Annotated in this window: 20 protein-coding genes; 5 read left to right on the forward strand and 15 right to left on the reverse strand. The window is 38.2% G+C overall.

The genetic code is table 11. The features are described from left to right. The first annotated feature begins 5 nt into the window (after window positions 1-5). Window positions 6-701: a Crp/Fnr family transcriptional regulator gene (locus ACIQXW_RS19225; protein ID WP_402764777.1), complete on the forward strand. Its 696-nt coding sequence runs from the start codon at window positions 6-8 to the stop codon at window positions 699-701. 219 nt (window positions 702-920) lie between these two features. Here the strand turns inward: ACIQXW_RS19225 and ACIQXW_RS19230 are convergent, their stop codons facing one another. Together ACIQXW_RS19230 and ACIQXW_RS19235 are read right to left on the reverse strand one after the other, a co-directional pair. Then, complete coding sequence (locus tag ACIQXW_RS19230) at window positions 921-1,229, reverse strand: metal-sulfur cluster assembly factor (RefSeq protein ID WP_173478090.1); 309 nt, start codon at window positions 1,227-1,229, stop codon at window positions 921-923. Between the two features lie 53 nt (window positions 1,230-1,282). Further along, window positions 1,283-2,047, reverse strand: a complete 765-nt coding sequence (locus tag ACIQXW_RS19235) for a prolyl oligopeptidase family serine peptidase (protein WP_340826297.1) — start codon at window positions 2,045-2,047, stop codon at window positions 1,283-1,285. Between the two features lie 125 nt (window positions 2,048-2,172). On the opposite strand from ACIQXW_RS19235, the gene ACIQXW_RS19240 reads away from it, so the two are divergent. Then, window positions 2,173-2,979, forward strand: a complete 807-nt coding sequence (locus ACIQXW_RS19240) for a Cof-type HAD-IIB family hydrolase (protein ID WP_340826300.1) — start codon at window positions 2,173-2,175, stop codon at window positions 2,977-2,979. 92 nt (window positions 2,980-3,071) lie between these two features. Then, window positions 3,072-3,929, forward strand: a complete 858-nt coding sequence (locus ACIQXW_RS19245) for a DegV family protein (protein ID WP_340826540.1) — start codon at window positions 3,072-3,074, stop codon at window positions 3,927-3,929. Window positions 3,930-4,223: 294 nt separating this feature from the next. Here the strand turns inward: ACIQXW_RS19245 and ACIQXW_RS19250 are convergent, their stop codons facing one another. The 8 genes from ACIQXW_RS19250 to ACIQXW_RS19285 all read right to left on the reverse strand — a co-directional run bounded on the left by ACIQXW_RS19250 (window position 4,224) and on the right by ACIQXW_RS19285 (window position 17,610). Continuing rightward, a complete protein-coding gene (locus ACIQXW_RS19250; RefSeq protein WP_402764782.1) occupies window positions 4,224-5,690 on the reverse strand; it encodes an alpha-amylase family glycosyl hydrolase in 1,467 nt (488 codons plus the stop codon). 392 nt (window positions 5,691-6,082) lie between these two features. After that, entirely contained in the window at window positions 6,083-6,451 is a 369-nt protein-coding gene (locus ACIQXW_RS19255) for a YisL family protein (RefSeq protein WP_401021174.1), read from the reverse strand. Between the two features lie 228 nt (window positions 6,452-6,679). Beyond that, complete coding sequence (locus ACIQXW_RS19260) at window positions 6,680-7,582, reverse strand: fumarylacetoacetate hydrolase family protein (protein WP_340826304.1); 903 nt, start codon at window positions 7,580-7,582, stop codon at window positions 6,680-6,682. 124 nt (window positions 7,583-7,706) lie between these two features. Continuing rightward, window positions 7,707-8,873 (reverse strand): DUF418 domain-containing protein, encoded by a 1,167-nt coding sequence (locus tag ACIQXW_RS19265; RefSeq protein ID WP_402764786.1) that lies wholly within the window; start codon window positions 8,871-8,873, stop codon window positions 7,707-7,709. A 158-nt stretch (window positions 8,874-9,031) separates the two neighbouring features. Beyond that, window positions 9,032-12,745 (reverse strand): helicase-exonuclease AddAB subunit AddA, encoded by a 3,714-nt coding sequence (gene addA / locus ACIQXW_RS19270; RefSeq protein WP_402764789.1) that lies wholly within the window; start codon window positions 12,743-12,745, stop codon window positions 9,032-9,034. A 1-nt stretch (window position 12,746) separates the two neighbouring features. Beyond that, entirely contained in the window at window positions 12,747-16,256 is a 3,510-nt protein-coding gene (gene addB / locus ACIQXW_RS19275) for a helicase-exonuclease AddAB subunit AddB (RefSeq protein ID WP_402764792.1), read from the reverse strand. Window positions 16,257-16,423: 167 nt separating this feature from the next. Then, window positions 16,424-17,047: a TVP38/TMEM64 family protein gene (locus tag ACIQXW_RS19280; protein ID WP_340826308.1), complete on the reverse strand. Its 624-nt coding sequence runs from the start codon at window positions 17,045-17,047 to the stop codon at window positions 16,424-16,426. Window positions 17,048-17,058: 11 nt separating this feature from the next. After that, window positions 17,059-17,610, reverse strand: coding sequence for a helix-turn-helix domain-containing protein (locus ACIQXW_RS19285; RefSeq protein ID WP_402764796.1), 552 nt, complete (start codon window positions 17,608-17,610; stop codon window positions 17,059-17,061). Window positions 17,611-17,735: 125 nt separating this feature from the next. Between ACIQXW_RS19285 and ACIQXW_RS19290 the strand changes: the two genes are divergently transcribed. Next, window positions 17,736-18,467 (forward strand): AzlC family ABC transporter permease, encoded by a 732-nt coding sequence (locus ACIQXW_RS19290; RefSeq protein WP_401021157.1) that lies wholly within the window; start codon window positions 17,736-17,738, stop codon window positions 18,465-18,467. Continuing rightward, the gene (locus ACIQXW_RS19295; protein WP_340826310.1) at window positions 18,464-18,790 is read left to right on the forward strand and encodes an AzlD domain-containing protein; all 327 of its coding nucleotides are present in this window, start codon (window positions 18,464-18,466) and stop codon (window positions 18,788-18,790) included. Before ACIQXW_RS19290 ends, ACIQXW_RS19295 begins: the two co-directional genes overlap by 4 nt. Before the next feature lie 181 nt (window positions 18,791-18,971). Here the strand turns inward: ACIQXW_RS19295 and ACIQXW_RS19300 are convergent, their stop codons facing one another. The 5 genes from ACIQXW_RS19300 to ACIQXW_RS19320 form a co-directional block, all read right to left on the reverse strand. Continuing rightward, window positions 18,972-19,196 carry a CsbA family protein gene (locus ACIQXW_RS19300; RefSeq protein ID WP_401021441.1) on the reverse strand — a complete coding sequence of 75 codons (225 nt, stop codon included), beginning with the start codon at window positions 19,194-19,196 and terminating at the stop codon, window positions 18,972-18,974. Further along, complete coding sequence (locus ACIQXW_RS19305) at window positions 19,196-20,377, reverse strand: PDZ domain-containing protein (protein ID WP_340826311.1); 1,182 nt, start codon at window positions 20,375-20,377, stop codon at window positions 19,196-19,198. The genes ACIQXW_RS19300 and ACIQXW_RS19305 overlap by 1 nt, the downstream gene beginning before the upstream one ends. Before the next feature lie 124 nt (window positions 20,378-20,501). Beyond that, window positions 20,502-21,950 carry a S41 family peptidase gene (locus tag ACIQXW_RS19310; RefSeq protein ID WP_340826312.1) on the reverse strand — a complete coding sequence of 483 codons (1,449 nt, stop codon included), beginning with the start codon at window positions 21,948-21,950 and terminating at the stop codon, window positions 20,502-20,504. 605 nt (window positions 21,951-22,555) lie between these two features. Beyond that, window positions 22,556-23,143, reverse strand: a complete 588-nt coding sequence (locus ACIQXW_RS19315; protein ID WP_401021149.1) for a peroxiredoxin family protein — start codon at window positions 23,141-23,143, stop codon at window positions 22,556-22,558. Beyond that, the gene (locus ACIQXW_RS19320) at window positions 23,140-23,760 is read right to left on the reverse strand and encodes a hypothetical protein (protein ID WP_402764802.1); all 621 of its coding nucleotides are present in this window, start codon (window positions 23,758-23,760) and stop codon (window positions 23,140-23,142) included. Before ACIQXW_RS19320 ends, ACIQXW_RS19315 begins: the two co-directional genes overlap by 4 nt. Window positions 23,761-23,992: the final 232 nt, after the last annotated feature.

Consider the following 23,992-nt stretch of genomic DNA (forward strand, 5'->3'; position numbering starts at 1 on the left):
GATATATGGTACTAATGGATAATATTCAAGAGAAAATGCATGCACTTTTTAAAAATAATGGCGTTTTTATTAAAGTGAATAAAGATAGTAAAATTTTCTTAGAAGGGGAACGAGCTAAAGAAATTTATTATATTAAAACAGGGGCTATTTCGATTAGCCAGGAAACCGAAAATGGAAAGGAATTAACAATTCGAATTTGCGGTCCTGATAGTATAATTGGTGAAGGCTCATTATTTTGTAACCTCACTTATTTTTCGATGACAGCTAAAGTTTTAGAACCTTCAACGTTGTATGTTTTAAGTCGTAAATCATTAGAGCATCTATTAGTGGAGCAGCCACATTTAATGGTAGAGTATATGAAATGGTTGCAAACAGAAAATTTAAAATATCAAAGCCGTCTACGTGATTTAGTGTTAAATGGTAAAAAAGGTGCTTTATTTTCTACGCTAATTCGCCTTTCAAATACGTATGGGAAGCCATTAGAAAATAAGTCAATTTTTATCGACTTTCCATTAACAAATTCAGAAATTGCGAATTTATGTGCTACAAGTAGAGAAATGATTAACCGAATGTTGAACGATCTTAAAAAACATCACATTCTATCCTTCGAAAAAGGCTATATTACTATTCTTAATTTACAATATTTAAAAAATGAAATTGCCTGTGAAAACTGCCCATTGCAAATTTGCCGTATTGACTAATATATCAACAACGGCGTGACATATTTGAGACATGCGTAGGTTTCATTAACGATTAATTAAGCAATAATTTTAATTCTCAGTGAATGCAGTGCTTCTTTGGCATGTCTTCCCTACTTATAAAAGCGAAGGACTTCTGCTAAAGCAAAATAAATATTAAATCCCCGCTTACAGTTATGTGCAAGCAGGGATTTTTTATTCATATTGTTAGAAGTCAATCTATTAGCGGACACCTAATGCCATTTTCGCATAGCGAGACATTTTATCTTTTGACCAAGGTGGGTTCCATACAATATTTACATTTGTACTTTTCACCTCTGGTAGTTCACTCATAGCTGTATTTACTTGATCGACAATAACCGGTCCCATTGGGCAACCCATTGAAGTTAATGTCATTGTAACTGTTGCTAACCCCTCGTCATCTAAATCTACATCATATACTAAACCTAAGTTGACGATATCAATACCAAGCTCAGGGTCGATTACGTTTTCTAATGCACTTAACATGCTGTCTTTCATATCTTGATCCATCTGTATTTCTCCTTTCGTCACAGTGTTAACTTAATCATAGCAGATGCTTCTTATTATGCCAAATGCTGTGCAAGCCAATCGGTTGCCGCCAACATACCTTCACGTGTTACAGTATGACCAGCATGTTTATCTGTAATAAATTTTAAGTTGCTCGGATTTTCATCGTAGTATGCACGTAATGTTAAATAAAAGTTATACGTATCATTAAAAGGTACGGTTTTATCATGCTCACCATGCCAAAAGAATACAGGGCGTCCAGCGAATTGTTCTGGTGTTAAACTGATATCATACTTTGCGAGAAGTTCATTCGTTTTTTGTACTTCTTGCTCTGACATCGGAAATTTCACTCCGTTTTTCGCCATTTGTTGCAATTGATAGGCACCTAATTTAATAAAACCAGGGCCTCCCATACATATTGCTGCCGTTTGAATCCAATTATAACGTTTTAAACAGCCAGATGTGACGATTGCACCCATTGAAGTGCCCGCTACACCAATTTTATTGTTAGCTATTAATTGCTTATTCTTTAATTCTTTATATAATTGCTCTACTTCATGAATAGAATTTAAGACGATATCCCAAAAATGTAAATTCATTTGAGTCTCTGTTAATCCTTCGCTGCGATCACCATGAAGTTTTGCATCTGGTAATAGGACACGCACCCCTTTATTTACTAACTGGTATGCATAATGTAAGTTATGTTCTTTTGCACTCATAAAGCCGTGTAAGAAAATTACTACCGGGGTATTTTCATTCATATTATCTGTCGATATATGTAACAAAGGAATATGTCCCCAAATTTCATTCTTTACTAACATTCTTGTCACTCCCAACTTTTGTCTAACCTTTTTTATGTTAGCAAACTTTTTTCAATGTGACAAAATTTTGACGTATGGATTACAAAGAGATACTATTCAAACATATAGGAAAGGGGCAACAAGCAATGAAACCGCATTTAATCGTTTTAGATTTAGATGGTACGTTATTAACGGACCAACAACAAATTTCTTTAAAAACAAAACAAACATTATTGCAGGCTAAGGAACAAGGGCATCAGGTTATGATTGCCACAGGTCGTCCTTATCGTGCAAGTGATATCTACTATCATGAGCTTGGTTTAACAACACCTATTGTGAATTTTAATGGCGCTTATGTCCACCATCCTAAAAATGCTGCTTGGCAAACAATGCATACACCGATTGACTTAAACGTTGTACGAGAGGTTGTTGATTCTGTTAATAGCTATGAATATGAAAATATTATAGCTGAAGTGAAGGATGACATTTATGTGCATACAGAGGATGATCGCATACTAAATATTTTTAACATGGGTAACCCAAAAATTACGTTAGGTGATATTTCGACAAACCTATTAGTTAATCCAACAAGTCTCCTAATTCAAGCTAACGAAACTAATTCCATGATTATTCGAGACCATTTACAAGCAGTTCATGCGGAAGTTATAGAGCATCGTCGTTGGGGTGCACCGCTTCATATTATTGAAATTGTCCGTCGTGGCTTAAATAAAGCTGTCGGTATTTCACATGTAGCTAAAGATTTAGGTATTCCGCGTGAGCGTATTATCGCCTTTGGTGACGAGGACAATGATTTAGAAATGATTGATTATGCCGGTATTGGCGTCGCTATGGGTAACGGCATCACTAGCTTAAAAAACATAGCCAATGAAATTACAACGACGAATAATGAAGATGGCATTGCTAAAATACTTATTGAGCGCTTAAAATTATGATAGTTAAGTAGTAATTCCCCTTTTTTCAGCCATTTAAAAATAGGGAGAAGTAAGCATTACTAATAAATACAGTTTTTTAGGAGGTTAAGATGATGAAAATTTTTACTGATAGTGGATGTGATTTGCCGAAGTCTTACTACGAAGAGAATGATGTCATTCTACTTCCGTTACGTGTACAAGTAAATAACAACGAATATGATGATGTCATATCAATTGATTCTAAAGAAGTTTACGACGCTATCCGACAAGGTGCACATCCAAAAACTTCACAAGTTTCACCAGAACTCTTTTTAAAACATTTTGAAGAGCTTGCAAAAAGCGGTGAGCAAGGCATTTATATCGCCTTTTCATCTGAATTGTCAGGTACGTATAGTACAGCTTTAATGATACGCAACCAAGTAATTGAGCAGTACCCTACACTAAAGCTAGCAATTATCGATTCAAAATGTGCCTCTTTAGGTCACGGCTTAATCGTTCAAGAAGCCGTTCAACTGAGGAAAGCAGGTACTTCGCTTGAAGAAATTGAAACAAAAGTCTCTTCACTCGCTTCACAAATGGAACATCTTTTCACAGTGGAAGATTTAGATTACCTTGCTAAAGGGGGGCGTGTTTCAAAAGCAAGTGCATTTCTTGGTGGACTCCTTAGCATTAAGCCTATTTTAAATGTCGAGGATGGCAAACTGGTACCGATTGAAAAATCACGTGGTCGTAAAAAAGCGATTGCGCGTATGTTAGATTTAATGCAAGAGCGTGGTGGTAATTTTTCTAATAAAATTGTCGGCATTAGCCATAGTGATGATACGGCCTTTGCTAACGAAGTAAAGGCATCCATACAGGAAAAATTTGCGCCAAAAGAAGTTCAAATGACAATGATTGGCTCAGTTATCGGTTCTCATGTTGGACCAGGTACAATCGCTATTTTCTTTACAAATAAAAGCTACCAATCATAGCATATTGAGAACAGGACATAAGAGAAAAAGTGTTAGATTGATTTCAATCAATCTAACACTTTTTTTACTATGCCGTTGATGTCCGCTACGGCGGTTGCTTTCCGCGGGCACACCGTAAGCCGCAACCCTCGCTAGCGCGCAGTTTGTTGCTTCTTACGCTGCGTGCGTTCCCGCAGGAGTCACCGCCTTTGCTACCATCAACTAATGCTCTCTTCTAAATTTTATCTACTGTAAAAGAATTTACTAACAGTTTTGTTCCTCTTTTAAAGTTTTGTCCCAGCCTCTTGGCTAATTTTATTTTGCAGCGTCTTGTTCTTGACGACGTTTTTTACCTCGTTTAATTATAACAACGACGAAGCCAATAAATACAACATAGACTAATCCAAGCGCAGCCATGTAAGGAATGTTTAGCCCTTCATCGTCTTTAACTTGATATATTTCTACAATTTCACGGTCTAAAATGACAGGGTACACATCTTTTTCATTTATACGTACCTTTTCTTCTTGTAAAATACCGTTTAGCATTTTGCCTTCACCAATTTGCTCTGGTGTTAAATCGACACGTTGTGTTTTCCCCGTATTGTTCACCATAATAATCCATTGCTCTTCATCGGATGTTCGTGTAAACACAAGTAAACCATTGTCATTTGTAATGACTTCAAAATCACCTTTACGTAATGTCGCTGATTGATTACGTAAAGATTGTACGTTTTTAATATAATCAATTAACTCTTCATCTGTTTTAAAATTGTATAATTGATGTGTGTCAGGTTTCACTTCCCCGTTCATGGCAATTTCTGTACCATACTGAACAACCGGAATTCCAGGCATCATAAATAACGCTCCCAATGCCATTTTTAATCGTGTTGGAGGGAACATATTTTCAGATGCGGAATCGAATGTAAAACGATGCGTTTGCAATGAATCAATCATAATTTGCGTTGGTTTCTCACTAGTAAAAGGCTCCATTAGCTTTGAAGAGTCTTTATCGACATTTTTAAACATATTACGGTAAATTTCTGCTGTTTCTGGCGAGAAGCTTGCATCAAAATTTGCATCGCTTTCTTCATTTGAAATAATATATAATGATTTTTTTGTATCTTTTAATGCTGTGATCATTGCATTAAGAAATGCAGAATCGGCATCCGCAATATTTGTTAAACGTATGCCACCAACATCATATGTAGAAACAAATTTTGTCGCTGATTCAATTAAAGCAGCTTGTACATCTTTATTTGTTAAATCCCATTGAATATGTCCATTATCTGTAGAGGCAATCCAGTTCTGTTTTGCTGCATCCTGTGCCCACTCATGATTAGGGCTTACATTATTTAAGGGAAAGTCAACCATAATCGACATATTTTTTTCTTTAAATGTCTTCACTACACTTTGAAATTCTTCTGCTGTTCCAAAATGCTCTTCGATTTTACTATAGCTTGTTGGCATTGAGCCATCGTATATTTCAGTATCGAAAATTGTTCCGATAGATACGATCGTATAGCCCATTTCTCCAATAAATTTTAGTTTATCTTGTAGACCTGTAAAGTCACCGCCTGCAAATTTCGTTGGGTCTTGCGTATTTGTATCAAAATCGTTGGTGCCTGAACCATTAAAGAAACGGTCAACGAGTAAATCAAAAATGCTTTCTTCTGCAATCGTTCTTGTTTGAACTTCATCCGCATGAGCTGGTGTTACACCAATCAATGAAGTTGCCAGTAAAAGCGATGCGGCTGTTGCGCCTATCCACTTCTTAAATTTCACTTTTATTCCCTCTCTTTCAAAGCAATCCAACGTCATTTTACCAAATAAAACAGCTACGTAGCTATCATTTCAAAATATTTTCCTGAAATGCAAAATGAATTAAGACAAAAAGGTGTCAAATTAAGCCAACTTCAATAATAAAAGACAGAGACCATTGAGAAAAAGTGTTGTTTGACTACAGTCAATTTTGGCTATGCCGTTGTTGTCCGCTACGGCGGTGCTTTCCGTGGGCACAGTGTCAGCCGCAACCTTACTAATGCGCAGAATGCCCGTGTCATACATTTTATATGCTCCCGCAGATTATAAATTCAAGAAAATTCAAAATTGTTTGAGTGACTGGCACTTTCAAAAAAAAAGCCGTGAAGCGACTGCATCACGGCTTTTGTTAATCATTATGCAAGGAAATGTTGTCCCATTGGTAATTTAAACCCTAAGAACAGTGTAATTAGTAAAAACACTACAAATAAAATCCAGAACATTGTTGTTGGCTTGTTTTTCTTTTGACGGACTAATACCATTTCCATCATACCAATAACTAAAATACCGCCAATAAATTTAAAGCCATAAAGCATTCCTTGGCCGAAATCCATTGCTTCAATAAATAATGCCCCACCAGTAATGATAATTAAAATGTAAAATAAACGTAATGTCATATGTAAGCCTTTTGATTGCTTACCACTAAGTGCTGCGATTAAAAAGATTACGATACCAACTACCCAAGTTGTAATGTGTAAATGTGTTTGGTTAGTTAAAAAATCCATGTTTGTCCCACCTCATTTTTTTTCTATCAAACTATATCCTATCATGTGGTGGAAATGGTTTCAAATATTACAAATTGTGTTCACGAAATTGAATCAATTACACCTCGAAGGTGGCTAAACCTAACTAAATTCATTGCATTTTTGGGATTCTTCCACCACCTAGAAAAGGGCTTTACAAAAAACAAATTAAAAAATCCGCGGAGCTTACACTCGCGCGGATTATACATATTATTCAAAATGATTGACTAACGTACCGATACCTTGAATTGATACTTTCACTGTATCACCTGCTTTTAAAAATTGCGGAGGATTCATGCCTTTCCCTACGCCTGCTGGTGTACCTGTTAAAATGACATCGCCTGGCTCTAACGTTACGTGTTGCGATAAAATTGATACAAGGTTTTCAACAGTGAACATCATATCTTTTGTTGTACCGTTTTGGCGTACTTCATCATTCACTTTTGTTACAACTGTTAGCTCTTGTGGATTTGGAATTTCATCTTTTGTCACAAGGTATGGTCCTAATGGGCAAGTGCCTTCAAGACTTTTTCCTAAGAAAAATTGCTTATGTTTATCTTGCAGGTCACGCGCTGTAATATCATTCGCAATTGTGTAGCCAAATACATAATCAAAGGCTAAGTTTTTCGGAATGTTTTTCCCACGTTTACCAATGACAACTGCAAGTTCACCTTCATAATCCATTTTTGAAGAAAGATCAGCATGAATAGATAATGTTTGGCCATCCGCAGCAATCGCTGTTGGAGACTTCGTAAATACCATTAAATCGATTGGTGCTGCTTCTGCACCCATTTCCTTTGCATGCTCATCATAGTTTTTACCGATACACATAATGTTTTTTGGCGTACGTGGAATTGGTGATAACCATTCAATCGCTGTAAATTCACGCTTGAAGCTATTAGCACGATCTGATTTTTCTGCTGCCTCTACTAATTTACGAATCTGTTCAACAAAATCGAAGCCTAATGCAATACCATCGACAATTGAACTTGAAAAAGAAGGGAGAACTTGAAGTTCGTTTTGAATAGCGAGTACATCCCATACCGCTTCTTCTTTTTTTACTTTTGGTCCAAAGCTTACATGTCCACCTAATTTAAATGATAAAATTTTCATGATTTTAAGAGCTCCTTCTTTTTTCTACATGATACAACAATATGATATAAATTACCTTACTTTTACGATAACAATTTTTAATGTTGCTAATTCTCTATCAATTAAGTATATTACGAGCAATTTTTTAGCTTGGCTCAGTCTTCGCCTTATATGTTAATTTACGCCATAAAGCCTCTAACGGACCTTGCTTCCACTTCGTTAGCCAAATTTCTGCCAAGATCATTTGCGCCACAATAATACCGATAGCAATTAACACTCCAGTAGAAACACTAACTTTTCCATACCAACCTAATCCAAATTGATAAAATATACATGTTCCGATAATGGATTGAAGTATGTACATCGTTAACGACATGCGTCCAATTTTTGCAAAGGGACTAAGTAATTTTGGGACAACTGGCAGTAGACATAGTAATACAATGAATCCTATATAGCCGATTGATAATATTGGACCACCCATATAGACCTTTATATAATCTAGTAAATACGTACGAGTATAGATGATTGGGGTACTTTTCAAAAAAATACCTACTGTGAGCCCTGCGATTGTTAATGCCAGCCACAGCCATTTCAGCTCTTTCGCTCGCTCAACTAAATGCCATTTAGAAGCAGCAGCACCGATTAGCATAAATGGTAATACCATAAACAATGACGCAATCCACATTCCTATACCTGCCTGAACAGATAGGTCTGATAAGCGTTGTAAAAAGGCATCCACCCAACTACCTGTACCATAAGCAGTAATTGCTTTTTCCACATCCGTAATATTTAAATACGTATCTACCTTCGTATTAAAGCTAATATAACCTACGACAAACAACATAAAAAGATGCATACATCCATTAATTATAATGCCGGTTAATAAAAGCCAGATTGGCTGTAAACGTAGAAGTAACAGTAAAAAAATACCACAAAATGCATACATCATTAAAATATCTCCCCACCAAATAAGGACCGCATGCACCAAACCAAACATAAATAATACAGTAAGTCTTCGAAGACCTATTCCATAAAAGTTTTGTTCACGACTTTGGGCTTTTTGCCATTGCATCGCTAACCCATAGCCAAATAACATAGAAAATAACGGATAAAAGCTGCTTTGCACATAGATATCTAAATTTTGCTGCCAAACAATATCTGACGGTGTTGTAAACCATGACCCTAAATCAATATGTGGCATTGGTAAATAAAAAGCATACATATTAACAAGCAAAATACCTAGTAAGCTTATTCCACGTAAAATATCTAATGTTGCAATACGCTCCTGCAACATCGTCGGTTTTAAATTCACAAAATAGCCTCCTCTTCTTTCTTATCACGTACATTGCAATTTGCCCCTTCTGCATGTAGGTAAGCCATATCAACGCTCACTTTCCATGCAGAAGATCGCAGCTTGCATTTTAACGCTTCTGAAAGGAATACTACCTAATTTCACAGGCGAAGGTTTCCCTACGCATAAAGTGCCTGCTCAATGTCAAACAAGTACAACACTTTTTCATTCACTTGTATGTGTAAAATCGATTCAATCGCCTCACTATAAACACGTAGTTGTACACCATAACGGCCTATAAGTTCCTTCGATAACGCTGGCTCCTCCGCAAATTGGGAACTGATGCGGTCTGTTTTATAATCAAGTAATATCCAGTTGCCATAAACATCCTCAAACAAGCAATCCACAATCCCTTGTACGATTTGCGCGTCACCGTCTTCATCGACACGACTAATGGTAAATGGCATTTCTCTGCGAATTTGCTTTGCATTTTTGAAGCGTTGGCCAATATCAGTTGTAAAGAAACGGAAAATTTTCTCACATGGAACAATTTTGCTTTCTGCCTCTGTTAGCAACTGTTTTGCCACTAACTCCGCTACAAATTGCTCAACCTCTTGCACTGTTGAAAAGCCACACTGTGGTACATGCTGCATAGCCGTATGGACGGCCGTTCCCATTTCTGCGCCTGTTAGCTGCTTGTCCTGTAAAAAGGTTGGTCTTGGTGCAATAGAAGCCTTGTCTTTTTTAGGTGCAGTAAAATAGTATTCTGGCTCTTCTTGACGTTGTAAACTTTCTACACGCTTAATTTCACTAACCGATGTTTTCGAGCGTTTTTGTGTCGATTTTTGAAATGCATACTGCGCTTGGAAGCGAGCAGTAATTTCTGCAAGCAACTCGGCATCTTCTGGTGCTTCTAGCATCTGCTGTACGTCGCTATCGAGTGCTTGCGTGTCATACATAAAATGATAGGTTGGAACTGCACGGATCCACCAATGCGATGCATCTTGTCTAGCCTTATATGGAGAACTTGCGATTGATGCAAAATCAGCATGTCTTGCAACAGCAGGTCCAACCCAATCAAAGTAACTATTTGCACGGGCACGTAAATAATCTTGCAACGGTGCATCCACAGCCAAGTTTTGAGCGTCCTGCCATGCATCACGTGTTTTACCCCAGCTTTTTACTGAGCCTACTAAAATAAGCCGTTCCTTGGCGCGTGTCATCGCTACGTATAATACACGCATTTCCTCGGCTCTCATTTCAAGCTCTTTTTTCTCCTTCATCGCAAGAAACGGTAAAGAAGTATAGGTTATGCGATTTTCTGGATCAATCGCCTTGACCGCAAGCCCATAATCCTGGTCGAATAAATATGGATTGTGAAAATCCATTTTATTGAAAGGACGTCCCATTCCTGCAACAAAAACAACTGGGTACTCTAACCCTTTGGAAGAGTGGATGGTCACAAGTCTTACTACATCATCTTTTTCACCAATGGACTTTGCCGTTCCTAAATCATCCCCACGTGTTCGCATCCGGTCTATAAAGCGCAGGAAGCGGAATAAGCCTCGAAACGACGTTTTTTCATACATTAATGCTCGATCATGTAAAACGCGTAGATTCGCCTGTCGTTGTTTACCATTTGGCATTGCCCCAACCATTTCATAATAATGCGTATCTAAGTAGATTTTCCAAATTAAATCTGACAAAGATCCTCGACGTGCTAAATCTCGCCAGTTTTCAAATGCCAGCATAAAACGTTGAAGCTTCTCAAATGTTTCGGATTGTACACCATGTCCTTCACTTCGAATAAACTGTCTTAATGCATCGTAAAACGGTGTTTTTGTATCCGCTAAACGAATTTTGGCTAACTCATTTTCTGTTAAGCCTACAAAAGGTGCTCGCAACACAGAGGCTAGTGGAATGTCTTGATACGGATTATCTACAACCTTTAGTGTATTGAGCATAATCATCACTTCAAGTGCATCAAAATAACCTTTAGATGACTCTGCATAAAGGGGAATACCAGCTAGTTTAAATTCTTCCACTAAATCGGTTGACCACGTCATTGAACGCATTAATATAACGATGTCACTGTATTTTAATGGACGCTCTGTTGCTGTTTTCGTATCGTATACCGTTGTACCATCTTCCATCATTTGGCGAATTCGATCAATAATAAATCGTGCTTCATACTGTGATTTTTTTAGTTCTTCAAGCTCTGAAGCCTCACTTATACTCTCATCCTGTTCTTCATCCAATGTCTCTTCCTCGAGTGGATGTAAAACGACGAGTTCAACAGGTACCTCTTTATCGTCATATGGTGCTGCTGGCTTCAATGAAGCATTGTCATCATAGTGTATTTCACCAACCCGTTCGCCCATAATTTGCGCGAATACAAAATTTGTAGCGTTTAAAACCTCGCTACGACTTCTGAAATTAGCATTTAAATCAATGCGCATGCCAGTTGCTTCGGGATCTTCTGAAAATTCACCATACTTTCGCATAAAGAGCTTTGGCTCTGCTAAACGGAAGCGATATATACTTTGTTTTACGTCACCAACCATAAAAAGGTTGCCATCTTGCTCTTCACCTAGCTTGACCAATTGTAAAATCGTTTCTTGTAGCATATTCGTATCTTGATATTCATCCACAAGCACTTCTTTAAAACGTTTTTTCAAATCTAGCGCAACAGGTGATGGCTGTAATTTACCATCTACCTCTTCCGTTAAAATTTGCAGTGCATAATGCTCTAAGTCTGAAAAGTCGATAATTCCCCGCTCTAATTTTGCCAAACGGAAATGCTCGTAAAAAATAGTCGTCAATTCAACCAACGTTGCAATCGTTGGTGCCATTAGTCGTATTTCTTCAAGCAGACGGGCAGGTGTACGGACAAAATAGGTTTCTTTCAGCTTATTCATGATCTTTTTAGCAGACTCACGCTTTTTCTTTGCCAGCTCCTGAAGCTCTACATCGACTAAAGCATCCTTTGAAACACGCTTAAGTGTCGACCACTTCACAGTTGAAAAATAATCAAATAGCTGTTGCCACGTTCCTTCGTGACTAATCCGAATGCCTTCTTGAATCATAGCAAAATCGATTTCTGCCGTTTCAGCATATGGAGCAGGACCATCTGGCTGGAGCGTAATGGCACGCATTTCAGAAATTAATACGAATGCTTCCTCCAGACTATGCTTAACAGTCAATTTTACATATTTTGATAACTCTAAATCATCAATTGTCACATTATCCGCTAACTTATATGTTTCTGGTAAGCTTCGTAACCATTTTTTCGGTTCAGCATGAACGCGAGAAGTATCATAAAGCTTACTCATTAATGTTTCAATCGCCTGATCATCACGATCTGATGTAAAGCTATCCACTAGTCGATAAATGGCGTTGATTTGTGCTTCATCCTCAGTATCGTAGGCTGATTCTAGCACATCAGCTAAAATATCATCTCTAAGCAACGCAATCTCAGCTTCATTCGCTATCCTGAAACCTGGGTCAATATCGAGCATATAAGCATACTGCTTCACAATGGCTAAACAGAAAGAATGCAATGTTGAAATTTGTGCTTTGTTGACAAGACTTAACTGACGTCGCAAATGGCTAGACGTCGGATTTTCTGCTATCGCCTTCTCAAGCGCCTCTGCCATACGATGGCGCATTTCAGCTGCCGAAGCATTGGTAAACGTTACAACAAGTAATTCATCAACATTAATCGGGTTTTCTGTTGCTACAACCTTCTCAATCATGCGATTAATGAGCACTGCTGTTTTACCAGAACCAGCTGCTGCTGAAACAAGGGTATCTTGCCCACTTGCATAAATCGCTTTCCACTGATCATCTGTCCAAGTGACATTTGCTGGCTTCAAGGGTATTTGCTGCACCATGTTAGTTCATCTCCTCCCGAATTTTTTCGACAACCTCTACCGGCTTTACTTGCGGTAGCTGACGATAGCTTTGTTTACCATCGGATGGGTCAAATTGGCACACTGATGCAAATTGACAATAATCACAGGCTGTTTTTGATTTTAGTTTATAAGGGCTAATGGCTGTATCCCCTGCTAAAATACCATTCCCAGCTTCTTGATGCTTACGGCGCACAAAATGCTGCAAGTTTTTCATATCATTAACCGGCACAATACGCGATTGTGATTCGGACGGTGTACCATCCTTTTTCATATAGACAGGTATGATTTGTGAGTGCCCGCTTGCTTCCTCAAGTTGCTCGTCCATTGATAAAATAGCTTCTGGATTTTCTGTTAAAAGACCCTTCATCTTATATTGCTTTAATCGATCTTCTTCAATTTCACTATCACTTAAGTCTTTATCAAGTTTTAGCATTGGATTATGGACGTGGACATAAAGCACACCAGCAGGCTCTGCATCACCAGGTAGCCAATAGGATGCATTTTCCATCGCTACATCTAAATAAGTTAACACCTGCAACGATAGCCCATGATATACCTCGTTCAAATCTAAATCACGGGCAGACGATTTATAATCGACTATACGTAAATAGGAGCGATCATCTATAGATGCACTATCCACACGGTCAATACGACCTCGCATAAACATTTTTTTGCCACCATGTAAATCAATTTCCAATGGCGGAAGCTGTTCGTGTTGCCCTGGTCCAAATGATGCTTCGATGGCAATTGGTTTAAAATGCGAAACATTCGCGTGCTGTGTTAGTGCCATCATTGTGCGCTCTACAATACGTATAAGCTTGCGCTGAATATAACGGTAGCGTGCACTAGATAGCAAAATTTGATGTGAGAATACGGGCACAATTTGCTCTACAGCCTGTCGTGCAAGCTGTTGAATTTGCTGCTTTGTTAAACGAATCCAAGATAGTTGTAAACGATGCGTCTCTTCTGTAATCCATTTCAATGCCTCATGGAATAGATCACCCATTGCAAATGTTTCTAAACGATATTCTGCTCGTTCTTCCAAACGCAGCCCATACGTTGTGAAATGTGAAAACGGACAGCGGAAGTATTTTTCAATCCTTGACACACTTGATGTTAGCTTACGACCATATAACTCTTGTGTAATGTAGCCTTCCAGTGGTTCTGCCTCATTTTTATGCGTAATTGGATGCATTAGTCGATGTAAAATTAATGCCCAATATGGATCTTGCTCATAATATTTTTGTAAAGCTACCCATTCTGGTGCAAGCTCACGACTATGCTCTGCTTGCCGTAACTGTAGCATTAAATGGGCTAATGCTGTACGAGGATGTCGTAAATACGGCAATACATTATCATCAATCAATTCAATTGGATCTATTACTACACGCTCGACATTTACCCCGCTTAAAAGCCCTGCCGTTTTATCGTTACCGATAATCTTCTTAATATATAACGAGGATAATAACGCTTTCCCCTCTTCATCTGCCGTCGAATAAGTCATATAAAGCTTATCTGAAGGTGTTGTAATTGCACGATATAGTAAGAAGTTTTCCTGCAGTAACCTATTTTTGGATGTTGGGGCTAATTCATAGCCAATGTGCATAAACCATTCACGTTCCGTATCAGACAGCAATCCTTCATAATCCATACGAGTAGGATAAACGCCATCGTTCATTCCAAGAACAAAGGCAACTTTAATATGCGATAAACGAGCTAAATCGACTGTTGCCACCATCACTTCATCTAAAGTAGGTGGAATACGGGAGAATTCTAATGTATCGAATCCTTCATCTAAAATTTTTGCCGCTTCTTCCACTGACATTTCTTGCTCACCAAACATGTAAACGAACTGATCGAGTACTGCAACCCATTCTTTCCACGCTTGATCATGCTCACTTGCAGCTAATGCTTCTCCTCTATCAATTTCACGATCTTTCATGATTTGAAGCTTGTCATATACTTGAACTTCCTCTACAAGTTCATATAACGCAGTTGCTACATCTCTACCAGTTGTCGCTTGCATAAGCTTGTCCTGTAATGCTTTTAATGGTGGACGGATTACATCACGAATTGCCTCAATTTCTGTCTGCATCGCACGCTCTTCATCCGTTTGAACACGGGAATGGAATTCAAGACCTCGATATTTTTTGTAAAACCAACGAGCATCTTCAAACCAACGTTCTCCGTATATTCCTTGTGCTAAACAGTAATTTTCTAAGCGATCTGCACGCTCCCGCCAAACACTTTGCTCAGCATGCAAAGGGAAAAACAAATCTGTTTTCACACTTCTAAAAAGCGGTTCATATTTCCAATTAGAAGTAATAACCTCCAATGCAGAACGACTAAACTCAATTAATGGATGATGGAGCATCGTTTTTTTCGAGTTCACAAAAATAGGAATGTCGTATTGTTGGAAAATTGTTGAAATAAGCGGATCATATACATCTGCTTGTCTATAAAGTAACACTATATCTTGATAACGATAGCCCTCCTGCCTTGTCAGCTTCGTTATTTCCCGGGCAATGGCGTGAATCTCAGCCCGTCGATTCGACGCTTCAAAGACCTTCACATCGCCTGTTGATTTTTTCGTTTTTGGCACCATATTTTCAAATGTTGCTTCTACATGACGTAAATCTTCTGACTGGAATCGATGTGTTTTGATAAAATGCAACGGTGCATCTACCTCAATGCCATTTTCCTGTGCTATATCATGCAAACGCTGATTTGTAATTGCCGCTTCATTAAAGAGCGCTTGCTCATCATACACTTCTTCTATATGGTCAAACGGCAGCACTACGGTTACTTGCTTTGACACCTTTAGCAGTTCTTTAACAAGCTCTAGCTCTCTTACAGTAAAGGCAGTAAAGCCATCTATATAAATTGTCGCCTGTTTCATCGTCTCTGAAAATTTTAACTGCTCGGTTAAGATCGGATAGTATCCCTCACTATCGACATAAGTCGTGCCAAGTCGTGCTTCTAATGCTTGCAAAACGATTTGTAAATCATTTGTTTTAGCCTGCAATGTATTCGGTGCATCAATAGCCTTTAAAGAAGCTGTCACTTCCGCTAATACCGAACTGTTTACACTATAACGGCTAAATTCACGTAATAACGATTCGATTTCCTCTGTAAAGCCCCGTTTACCAGCAGCTTGTCGAAATAGAGAGAAATCACTTTTTTGCTCCTCTAGTAATTTTCGAATAAGCATCCGATAACCATAGCCATTTACTTCTTGACGAGCAATACCACCTGTTTCTTGTAATACAAGCCAAGCCAAACGTTTAAACGTCATCACTTGTGCACGTATTAGCCCGTGTAAGCCATGTCTATTTGTCAGTTCATATTCAGTTGAATAAGACATTTGGTCAGGGACAATGATAAAAATAGGGTGACCTAATGGATCTGTTGATAATTGCTCGACTATTTCTCTATGAATAAACGCTGATTTTCCGGTACCTGCACGTCCTGATACAATTCGTAATGTCATTCACTCTTCCCCCTATTCGTAAAAAATCAAATCTATGATAAAAAATTTATTGTAATTGTTTCATTATAATTCTCCACTATTAAAGCTATTGCTAAATGAAATAAAAAAGACCCTCCTACCATTTTACATGATACAAGGGACTGCATGTGCAGATTCAGCCTAGAAGATTATTCATTTTTCGTCATTTTTCGCACACGTTTCAAATCTCTTTCCACTCGAGCGTTCAATCGCTTCTCGATTAACTTGCCAATCCACCATAACAAGACAATGGCTACACCAGCAATAATCAGTCGTATCGGACTTGTTAATAGCGATTTTAAATCATAGCCAAGAACACTCATCCCTAAAATCATTACGAATTTCCCTGCTAATAGCACCGTTAAATAATATTTTTTATGAATATGAGAAAGTCCCGCAACTATATTGACAATGACTGAAGGCGTAAATGGAAAGCACAGTAATACAAACAACGGGCTAATTCCGTTCATATCAACCCATTTGATAAGCTTTTGTACCTTTTTCCCTCGCGTTACAAAACGCAGCTTCGGATGCTTTCCGAAATGTCGAACAAGCAAAAAAACTGCATATGAGCCAGCTACTGAACCTAACCAAGATAATAAAAATCCAATCCATAATCCAAATGCACTCGCATTTGCGACAACGAACACAACTAGCGGTAAAAAAGGAAAAAAAGCCTCTAAAAAAGGTAGTACTACACCTATTATTGGGCCTAGTGTTCGGTATTGTGCCGCAACATGCTCGATATTTTCTACAGTAAACCATTCATTCACTATTGCCACCTCTACTTATATTGCAAAATTACATGTAAAATTGTAAGTTCTTCTGAAGCGTTTTGATATTCGTGTGCTTGATGCCCAGAAAATACCAAGGTTTCTCCTTCAGTTAAAGTTTCATGCATTACGCCAGCAAAAATAATAGCTTGTCCATGAATAACAGTCACAGTTTCTTCTACCCCTTCTGTATGGGCTTCACTCCTACTTCTCGCCCCTGGTTCCATTTCTACCTTATAAAATTCCCAGCCACGTTCAGGATCATAAGGAATAATTGAGTAAACTCGATAACGCCCATCGTCTTCATCGACATGTGGCGCATTTTTACTGCTAAACTTCATAAAATGGGCTATCGGTGGCTGTAAAAGGGATGAAAATGATATTCGAAGGCCTGCAGCTATTTTCCAAATTGTTGAAACCGTTGGATTCGCTTCACCTTTTTCAATTTGCGCTAGCTGTGCTTTACTTACGCCTGTTGCTTTTGCCACATCATCTAAGCTTAAACTACGCTGCTGTCGTATTTTTTTTAATTGGAATGCTAAATTTCGACTCATTTGTTCCATCTTGACTCACCATTTCCTATTGTTTATTTTATCGGACATATGTATACTTTAATAAACATATGTGAATGTTCAAACTATTCCATTATAAGTATACATGGAAATTTTTTCGAAAGGACGACCTATTTATGACAAGCACAACAGATCTTCATAATGAATCAACAACCTCTACAGACGATAGCTTCCTACAAGGAGTAAAAGATTGTGTACCTACTTTACTCGGTTATATTAGTATAGGACTGGCATTCGGTGTTGTAGGTTCCGCTTCTGGACTATCTGTAGTTGAAATTGCATTACTAACAATTCTCGTTTACGCGGGTTCTGCGCAGTTTATTTTTTGCGCACTTTTGCTAACGAGTAGTCCTGCCTCTGCTATCATTGTAACCATTTTTGTCGTAAATCTACGTCATTTATTAATGAGTTTAACATTGGCACCTCATTTTACGCGCTATTCTATGCTACGAAATGTCGGATTCGGGACATTATTAACAGACGAAACATTTGGTGTAGCCGTAACCAAACAAATGCAAAATGGTAAATTACATGGCAAATGGATGGATGGACTGAATATCACAGCGTACGCATTTTGGATTTTATCTTGCGTCGCAGGTGCTTTTTTAGGACAATGGGTGGCAAATCCCGAAAAGTGGGGCTTAGACTTTGCATTAATCGCCATGTTTGTTGCTTTACTAGTGCTACAGCTTAGTAGCGTTGGAAAAAATAAAATCATGCATTACCTTATGTTAATTGGCTATATGGTGGTCATTATGTATGGCTTATCTTATCTCGTTCCTTCGCATTTAGCTGTACTACTTGCAACTGTTATTGTAGCTACGATTGGGGTGGTGACAGATAAATGACGACAACAGCTTCTATGGTATGGCTTATTATCGGTTGCGCATTGGTTACATGGTTACCCCGTATTATACCGTTTATGTTTGTGCGCAGTGTGAAACTGCCAGATGTAGTTTTAAAATGGCTAAGCTTTATTCCAGTTTGTATTCTTAGTGCCCTTGTTATCGAAAATTTATTGGATACTGAAAGCAAAAGTTTCGTTACACTGGATTGGCCTGTCTTTTTAACTTTTGTGCCTACACTTATCATTGCACTAGTCACAAAAAGCTTATCGATTACAGTTGTGGCAGGCGTTATAATAATGGCTGCTGTAAGATTCATTATGTAAAAATATTTAACGTTTGCTTTTTCACTATAAAAAAATCCGCTTAGTCGCTTGCGAAAGTAGCACGAGGTGTAAGACGAATCACCCCAATATGGATGAGTTCGTCTTACACAGTGCCCGCAAATGCGACGCGGATTTTTATTTATTACTAAAGGAGTTAGGAAGTCTTTAATGACAGCCCTCCTTATTTTTTTTGCATTTTGCTCGCCAACCAAAAACCAACAGTTAACGAAAAAGCATCTACAACAAAAATAATAGGTGGGGAAGTATAACCTGCATATACTGAAGCGGCAATAAGTGCTATAGCTAAACCTAACGCCACATAACGGTTATACGTAATACGTGTAAACAATAACACGAGTAATGCTGGGAAAAATAATGCTAGCATCATTTTCCCATATAGATCTATCATAGTTCCCTCGGCTCCGCCAACAATAATCCAATTCGATAATGGTCATTGCTGTAAATTACATGCTGCGTAAGGCGAATTTCGTTATTACGGTCTAGCACCTCTAAACGACAATGTGCAGCATTTGATTGTAAAGCTTCATATAATTCAACTTCTGTAGTAATCGTGTGTCCGTTTACTTTACGAATACATTCCCCTGCAAGTAAGCCCATTTTTTCTGCTGGCGAATCAGGAAGCACCGCAGCAATAATAGCTCCCTTTGTACTTGGGGCAACCGCATACGATTCCGTTTTATCTTGCAAAGCATAATAAATTGATATTATGATCCGAATTAATGCCCCTACTGCTAATGTTATATAACCAATAATCGGTGCCAAAAATGATGCAAGTCCACCTATTAAAATCAGCTGTCCTAACAATAAGACTGAGCGCCCTATTTTCGGCAACTGCACAACGGGTAATTCTTTCCTTAACAGCTTTGAAAAACCGATAACTACAGGGAATAATACGAATGCAAAGTGATTATCTCCCAATGTAAACTGCGGCCAATATGGCAGTGATGATGGGATGATATTACCTGGAATAATAAAGAAAATAGGTAACACCCAGACATTCCTTGTTCGATAGACGATAGCCTGCATGCCACGTTTTGTATTTTCGATAGCAGGTGTGATAACTTGTTTAGCAGTACGGCGAATAAACATGCCTTCTACTATTACACATAGCCCTGTTATGATCGTAATTGTAACAATAGCCCCTGCTAATAAATCGACGCCTTCCAACGAAAGCTTCCACCAGGAGAACGACCAGTTATACTGGTACATCGCCCACAATGTAAGAGTCGCGATTGCCATTGTGTAAATTGGTGACAATACATTGATGAAAAATAACAAGAGACCTAGTAAAGATATAGCCATTAAAATTAGTAAAAAAGGTTTGGGTACAGTGAGCCCGAAACCTAGACTTATTAGAGAAATGACTAATGCATAAGGCCATCCACGCTTCCATTGTCCTATCAGCTCTGTCCAACCCCAAATAATACGTCTGTTAAAAAATCTTCGCTCTTGCTTTACACGTCTATACCCTAATAAGATAGCAACCACTATCGCCATATAAACTACTGGATTAAGTAAAAAGCGGCCAATCGCTGTTACAATTTCTATTAATATGTTACTAACCATACGAACACCCGCCGTTTCTGTCATGAATACTATGCATTCATTGTATCAAACGACCACTGTCTTGCGTAGTAGTAACTGGTAGAAAGCTTGTTATTTCCCATCATTTTTACTAGATTTATAATATCTATTGCTCAATATTGTGCAACAGGAAGCTTGTTGCCATTTGGAATTGCAAGTCATTTTGACGATCTTCTTTATAAGCCTTTAACGTTCCATTTAAACTATTGAAGAATGTAGAATCTACATATACATCATTATCTGCTGGTGGTAATTCCTTCTGCTTACGATAAAGTTTTACTGCCTCTTGAGTTGTCTCATCTAAATACCCATCTAATCGATCAATTTGATAACCAAGCTTTTGCAATGCTTTTTGTGTATACGCGATTTCCTCGCTCATATTGCCTATTTTGAATTGCCCTGTTAATGGATGCAATTGGAACGCAAATAACTCGTTTTGTTCAATAACTAAACTAGCTTCAATGCCCTTCCCATGGATCCATTCACGTTTTGGCGTAAGCCATTTATTTGTCGATAGCTTTAGTTCTCCCCCATTTGCAAGAGACCATGATTCCTGCACTGTGCCCTTACCAAAACTTTTAACGCCGACAAGGGAAGCACGATTCCAGCCTTTTAATGCTCCACTGAGTACTTCACTAGCCGATGCACTACCACCATTTTGAATAATGACAATCGGAATTTTATTCATCGTAGCTAAATATTTTTCATCAAAGCCTTTCGATTCAGTTTTTAATGGTTCCATAGCCCCCTCTGCATTTTGCATATAGGCAAATACTTTACCATTTTCTAAAATTGTACTTAGTAGCGCTGCGACGCTATGTAAATAGCCTCCAGGATTATCACGAACGTCAACAACGAGCCCTTCTACATCTTTGCGTAGTAGCTTACTTGTTTCAGCAACCCACTCATTTGCTGTCTTCTCACCAAATAACGAGATTTCTATATAGCCTATCGAAGTATCCTCAACCTTCACTACCTCACTCGTTACGGTTTTATTGGAGATTGCAGCACGTTCCATCGTCATTTTAATATGCTTATCCTCACTTGGACGATAAACAACAATGGTAATCTTTGTCCCTTTGTCACCTTGAATTAAATGCATTAGTTCACTCATTGTTTTCCCATCTACTTTTACGCCATCAACTTGTACAATTTCATCGAGAGAGCGCATTCCAGCCTTTTCTGCTGGTGACGAACGAACAGGCGATACAACAATAAACTTCCCATTGTTTTCTGTCAGTTCAATACCGATGCCAACTCTTTCTTCTGCTAGCATTTGTCGATGTTGCTCAGCCTCTTCCTTCGTGTAATAGGTACTATACGGGTCCTTAATTGCATCTGCCATACCACGTAAAGCACCTTCTACTAATTCTTCTTTTTTAGTGCTATATACAGATTTCTTTTCGATTAGTTGCAAAGCTTCGTTAATCGAATCAACTTCTGCAACTTGCACTTTTTTCTCTCCTCCATCAAAATCAAACAAGTCAAAGTAAAATCCACTACCTATCAATAAACTGCTGACAAGTACCCCGACTCCTGCCGTAATTTTGCGCAAACCTTCCCTCCTCTGTCTCTTTACTGTATGAATTTTTATTTTCAAACATACAAAATAATGTTTTGGAATTCTAAATAAGCTCACGGGCTATACAAAATTGTTTGGGTGCCTGGCACTTTTCAAAGAATCTAGCCACCTATAGCGTAAAAATCCACTTCGCTTTCCGCGGGCACGACGTAAGCCGCAACCGTCGCTATCGCGCCGCCTGTTGCGTCTTACGTTTTGTGCATTCCCGCAGGAGTCTACGTGGATTTTTACTTGGGTATATAAAATAATCTACTAGTAGCGCTTTAAGTATTCAGAATTGTTCGGGTGCCTGGCACTAATACCCACTGTGCATTCCCGCATGAGTCTACGTGGATTTTTACTTGGATATATAAAATAATCTACTAGTAGCGCTTTAAGTATTCAGAATTGTTCGGGTGCCTGGCACTAATACCCACTGCATTCCCGCAGGAGTCTACGTGGATTTTTTCTTGGATATATAAAATAATCTACTAGCAGTACTATAAAAATTCAGAATTGTTTGGGTGCCTGGCACTAAAAAACCGGCACTAAAAAAACCCACTATGCATTTTACGGGCACAGTGGGTTGTAGTTTAGTTTTAATCTAATGCTTCAACAGTGTTTTTTAACATTTCGATGTTCATTGGACCTTCTATCGCTTGCTGAATAGCCCCAGTTGAATCAATGAAATACGTTGTTGGAATTGTAATGACCTGATAATCTGAACCAGCAGCATTTTCTGGATCAAGTAAAATCGGGAATGTAAGTTCAAAACCATCTCTAAATGTCATGACTGAATCAATTTTCGCATCAGCTGTTACGTCTCGCTCGGCTGACGTTAAATTGACTGCTAAAATTTCAACATTATCCTCTTTTGCATATTGATCGTAATAATTTTGCATATGCGGCATTTCAGCTTTACACGGTGGACACCATGTTGCCCAAAAATTTAATACTACTTTTTTTCCGCGTAACTTACTTAACGTCACTTTTTCACCATCTAAATTAGTTAACGTGAAATCTGGCGGTGTATCTCCTTTTTTCAACCCAATTGTCCGTTCTTCTACTTCTTTACCAAGTGAGGCCGTTTCAATTTCGCGCTCTTTATCGATTTGCTGTTTAACATATGTACCAATCATCGCAGCTATTAACAACACAACCATAAGTAACCCAATATTTTTTTTCATTCTTTTCCTCCCATTCGTTGAATTCCTATACCTAACATAAGTAATAGGAAGCTTACTCCAACAGCCGGTTGCCAAAAGCCATTAGGCTGAAAAACAGCAACGATTACATACACAGCTGTATACACTAATAACGCTAGAGTTGTTTCTGTTACTTTCCATAATATGATAATCGTTAGTATGCTTAGCACTACCAAAGTGATGAGTTCACTTTGGAGCGAATTGTCATTCAATAATACCACGAACCATTGATAAATGGATTGCGTTAAAATGATTGCCCAGCCACTTGCAGTTACGCCTTCAGAATCGAATTGTAGTTGTTGTCGCTTCCACCACAATTGAAATATTAAGGCAACTGTTCCTAATAAGACACCGACAGTTCCGCCATTAAAGTAAAGAAGCGTTAATGGTTGTGAAAAGACAGATTGAAAGTCCGTAATAACGACGCTAAATTTCCAAACAAGTATAAGAGTAAAGATTGCATCGCCATATACCCCTGACCATATTTTCGGGAATTGTATTCGTAAGACAAGCCATACAATGATAAATGCTGCTAATAATGCGACCGCCGTTGCTGGTAAAGTTAATGCACGAATTGAAAACCACTCAGTATTAATCACCTTAACAAATCCTCCACCGATATAGATAATTTTAGCATAGCATACATACTTTTATGAAAACTTCCATTTCACACTGTGTTCAAAAATTATTCTCAAGTTTTCATAGAATAGTCATTTTTGGAGCATTTCACTTGAAAATACCCCACATCGTATATAGTAATAAACATTTCTTTCGAATGCACGTTATAACAGGAAAAATCTCCTTTTTATTTTGTCACTTACGCAAAAAAGA

Source organism: Lysinibacillus sp. NPDC097162 (assembly GCF_044762185.1).
Taxonomy (GTDB): Bacteria; Bacillota; Bacilli; order Bacillales_A; family Planococcaceae; genus Lysinibacillus.

What these genes read in the sequence shown, in the direction of transcription:
- ACIQXW_RS19225 (WP_402764777.1), top strand. Translation starts at nt 6, where the DNA reads ATGGTACTAATGGATAATATTCAAGAGAAAATGCATGCACTTTTTAAA.
- ACIQXW_RS19230 (WP_173478090.1), bottom strand. Translation starts at nt 1,229, where the DNA reads ATGGATCAAGATATGAAAGACAGCATGTTAAGTGCATTAGAAAACGTA.
- ACIQXW_RS19235 (WP_340826297.1), bottom strand. Translation starts at nt 2,047, where the DNA reads ATGTTAGTAAAGAATGAAATTTGGGGACATATTCCTTTGTTACATATA.
- ACIQXW_RS19240 (WP_340826300.1), top strand. Translation starts at nt 2,173, where the DNA reads ATGAAACCGCATTTAATCGTTTTAGATTTAGATGGTACGTTATTAACG.
- ACIQXW_RS19245 (WP_340826540.1), top strand. Translation starts at nt 3,072, where the DNA reads ATGAAAATTTTTACTGATAGTGGATGTGATTTGCCGAAGTCTTACTAC.
- ACIQXW_RS19255 (WP_401021174.1), bottom strand. Translation starts at nt 6,451, where the DNA reads ATGGATTTTTTAACTAACCAAACACATTTACACATTACAACTTGGGTA.
- ACIQXW_RS19260 (WP_340826304.1), bottom strand. Translation starts at nt 7,582, where the DNA reads ATGAAAATTTTATCATTTAAATTAGGTGGACATGTAAGCTTTGGACCA.
- addA (WP_402764789.1), bottom strand. Translation starts at nt 12,745, where the DNA reads ATGGTGCAGCAAATACCCTTGAAGCCAGCAAATGTCACTTGGACAGAT.
- addB (WP_402764792.1), bottom strand. Translation starts at nt 16,256, where the DNA reads ATGACATTACGAATTGTATCAGGACGTGCAGGTACCGGAAAATCAGCG.
- ACIQXW_RS19285 (WP_402764796.1), bottom strand. Translation starts at nt 17,610, where the DNA reads ATGGAACAAATGAGTCGAAATTTAGCATTCCAATTAAAAAAAATACGA.
- ACIQXW_RS19290 (WP_401021157.1), top strand. Translation starts at nt 17,736, where the DNA reads ATGACAAGCACAACAGATCTTCATAATGAATCAACAACCTCTACAGAC.
- ACIQXW_RS19295 (WP_340826310.1), top strand. Translation starts at nt 18,464, where the DNA reads ATGACGACAACAGCTTCTATGGTATGGCTTATTATCGGTTGCGCATTG.
- ACIQXW_RS19305 (WP_340826311.1), bottom strand. Translation starts at nt 20,377, where the DNA reads ATGGTTAGTAACATATTAATAGAAATTGTAACAGCGATTGGCCGCTTT.
- ACIQXW_RS19315 (WP_401021149.1), bottom strand. Translation starts at nt 23,143, where the DNA reads ATGAAAAAAAATATTGGGTTACTTATGGTTGTGTTGTTAATAGCTGCG.